The 3,817-nt window shown below is 37.3% G+C and carries 1 protein-coding gene and 1 pseudogene; one reads left to right on the top strand and one right to left on the bottom strand.

Annotated elements, in window-relative coordinates:
* The first annotated feature begins 350 nt into the window (after positions 1-350).
* Positions 351-1,729: pseudogene (locus ARSQ2_RS10365) on the top strand (APC family permease).
* Positions 1,730-1,835: 106 nt separating this feature from the next.
* On the opposite strand, the gene sbcB reads toward ARSQ2_RS10365, so the two are convergent.
* The gene (sbcB, locus tag ARSQ2_RS10360) at positions 1,836-3,263 is read right to left on the bottom strand and encodes an exodeoxyribonuclease I (RefSeq protein ID WP_181994417.1); all 1,428 of its coding nucleotides are present in this window, start codon (positions 3,261-3,263) and stop codon (positions 1,836-1,838) included.
* Between the last annotated feature and the right edge of the window lie 554 nt (positions 3,264-3,817).

Here is a 3,817-nt window from a genome sequence, read left to right as displayed (position 1 = left end):
GTTTATCTGTTTATCTGTAAGCTGATTTATTTAATTTTATATGAGGCCGGAAACCTGGCCGAAGTTGATAAAACTGTTAGAAAAAACGTGTAGTCAAACCAAAGCAGACTATCGTAGTGAAGAATGCTATTATGGCGTAATTATCTATTTTTGCACCTGTGCCAATGGGTCATGGTTTCTGTATTATTGATGACTACGGGGCGTTCGGCTTCGAAGATAACTTAATTCTCTCATTATTCTCTCATTTCTCTTTTTTCTCAGCCTATAGGCGTGAGCGAAGTTTTTCTTATAACTATCGATTTAGGCAAAATAGCCAGGCGAAATCGGAAGTTGTAGGAGGGGTTTTGGCCATGTCTCATGATATCCAATTAGCTCTCAGTAAAGAATATACCGAGATAAATAATCGTGCGCAACTGGTTAAGACATTAACTTTAATCCAGGTTATCATGATGGGGCTGGCTTATTTGCAGCCAATGACGGTTTTTGACACTTTTGGTTTAGTGTTATTAAAAACTGATGAGTATGTTCCTTCTTCTTATATCATTGCTTTGATTGCTATTCTTTTTACTGGATTGAATTATGGTAAATTGGTAAAACGATTTCCTTCGGCGGGATCGGCCTATACCTATGCACAAAAATCGATGAGCCCACATTTAGGTTTTATGGTGGGATGGTCATCTTTGCTTGATTATTTATTCATGCCGATGATTAATATACTGTTAGCGAAAATTTATCTGGAAGCTATTTTTCCCTCTGTTGCGCCCTGTATTTTTGTGGTCGGATTAGTTTTTTGATGACTATTTTAAATCTACGGGGTATCAATTTAGTCGCTAACTTAAATACCATTATTGTGATTATTTAAATCGCTGTTATGCTAGTTTTTTTAGCTGTTTTGATCCATGAATTATCTAAAAGCGAAGGTTCTGGTCAGATTTGGTCATGGCGACCTTTTACCTCCGAAAAGGCGCATTTAATTCCGATGATCACCGGGGAGACGATTTTATGTTTTTCATTTCTCGGCTTTGATGGCATCAGTTCATTATCGGAAGAAACACGAAATGCAGAAAAAGTAATACCAAAGGCGATTTTCTTGACGCCCTTGATTGGTGGTTTGATTTTTATTGGCGTTTCTTATTTTTTTTTACAGCTGTATTTTCCTGATGTTTCGCATTTTAAAAAACCTGATGAATTGCAACCTGAAATTATGCTATATGTTGCTCGTGCACTTTTTCAGTCGATTATTTTGCTTTTCTCGTATGCAACCGTATTAGCATCAGGTATGGCTGCCCATACAGGAGTTTCTCGTCTCATGTATGTGATGGGACGAGATGGCGTATTTCCTGAGCGTTTTTTTGGTTATGTTCATCCAACATGGCGAACCCCAGCTTTTAATGTCATTTTAGTTGGCATGCTGGCGTTAACGGCAATTTGGTTTGATATGGAAATTGCCACAGCATTGATTAATTTTGGTGCATTAATTGCTTTTACCTTTGTTAATCTTTCGGTTATTTAGCAATTTTATTTTAGAGAGCGTCGCTGTCATACTTGTCGGGATAAATTTAATTACTTAATTCTACCTATTATGAGTGCTTTAACCGTATCAGTGCTTTGGATCAATTTAGAGAAAACTTCCATGCTATTAGGGATATAGGCAGCGGTTGGGATTTTTTATATGGCAATTATCACCCGCCGTTTTCGTCGGCCATTACCAAAAATGAATGACGCTTAGTGATCGCAAATTTTACCGCTATCGACGGTTTCACCACAGCAAAGGCCAATTATTTGGCCTTTGCTATATTAGCTAACCCGTTTTTGTATGTTATGACGAAACCCAATTAACTGGCTATCTGTTTGGCATAATCTACCAGTGCCTTTAGTTGCAGGCACTTTTCTTTATCTTCTTGATGTTCAATAAATAATTGCTCGATAGTTTGCAGATATTCGGTTATTTTCTCGCTGGTCAATCTATTGCGTCGGTGATGTAACCAGGCAAGCTGTTCTTGTTCTGTCAGTGTAGCCGGATAGTTCCTGGCACGGTAACGAAAAAATAGTTGCTTCATGCGGGGATCGTCAAATTTGAGCTCCAATGCGGGCAAATTTTGCGGTAAAGTTTGACGGATAATAGCCATTGTTAAACGATCATTATCACCAAAAAAACCGGCATAAAGCTTAGTATCTACATCAGTTTCTTCAGGAAAGGGTTGCGGTTCGCTAAAAAGCTGAATAACTTTATCCCGCACTTCACTATGTTGTCGCAATATGGCTAAATTATTCAGACAGACATCGAGATCTAGTGCTATACGTTGTGCATCTGCTGTCCGCAGTGTGTTGGCCGGAGCCAGAATTGGACATTTATTAATATGTATCAGTTTAATAGGAATGGCTAATTCACGGGCTAACTCTGCTTTGGGTGCGTATAAACGTTGCTTTAGAGTATCACTATCTAATGTTAACAGTGGGCCAATGTCTGCTGCTAGATCACAGGCAATAATGGCATTACGGTTTTCGGGATGCCAGGCCAGTGGTGCAATTAGACTGGTATTAGCTCGTATTGCGCCCAACATGCCGGAAACATGCACTAACGGGGTCATGGCAATAATATCAATCAATTGACGAATTTCATTTTTATTTCTTAATTGAAAGAAGTAATCGAATATCCTTGGCTGTGCTTTCTTAACTAATTTTGCCATTTCGATAGTAGCAAAAACGTCGGCCATTGCATCATGAGCATTTGCATGCTCAATACCGTTTGCAGTGGTCAGATGTTCTAATTTGAAACTAGGTAGTCCTTCATCATTGCTAGGCCAGTTAATGCCATCAGGTCGTAGCGCATAGCAAGCGCGTAACACATCAAGTAAATCCCAACGTGAATTACCTTGCTGCCAACTATAAGCATAAGGATCATAAAAATTACGATAGAAAATATGACGAGTCACTTCATCATCAAATCGAATATTGTTGTAACCGACAATACAACTATTGGCTATGCTAAATATTCCATGAATACGTCTAGCAAATTCAGATTCATTTATGCCATGAGCTATTGCATATTGGGGGGTAATACCCGTTATCATTACGGCTTGAAGTTGAGGGAGATAGTCATCGGCAGGGGCACAGTAAAAAATTTGTGGCTCTTCGATAATATTAAAATTTGAGTCGGTTCTGATGCTGGCAAATTGTGCGGGTCGATCGAGAGCAGGATGCTGCCCAAATGTTTCATAATCGTGAAACAGAAATGAGGATTTTTGTTTATTGGCCAAAATATTTTCCCAATTTTTATGTAGCGTAATATTTTGTTTAATAATATTAAAATATTCCAATCTGACAATGAATGTTTTTTTACTCTCTGTATTAACTTATTTTTAATGACTGATTGATGAGTCCAGCAGAAATGAATTTTGTATTTTAAATTATCCTTAATCGCAATAATACGCCGTTAATGGATACTTAAGCTGAATGTCATTATTATGCAATGAATTATCATAGTATTAGTGCTAACTTTGAAAATTTCACTTATTTATCATTTTTTGTTTAACTAAATTTAGGTTATTAATAACACAAAATTAATAAAGACAGAGCAAAAGCGTCATTATCAGTGCAAAGATAATAAAACAGAGTAAAAATCTTAGAAATTGGCTTGTGTCATTAAGTTAATCGCCGTATCGTGTAGTTTATATCTAAGCGACTTAATTTTGATTACACCATATTAAGTGCGAACAAAATATCTGTGTCGCCTCCGAGCGCTCTTTTTTTGCATTTAGCTTGTGCCTATTTATGTTTAATTGAATTAAGATCTGGCGAATAGGTAGGCAAATAT

It is taken from the genome of Arsenophonus endosymbiont of Bemisia tabaci Q2, assembly GCF_902713415.1.
Lineage (GTDB): Bacteria > Pseudomonadota > Gammaproteobacteria > Enterobacterales > Enterobacteriaceae > Arsenophonus.
This window is presented reverse-complemented; position numbering and strand designations above follow the sequence as displayed.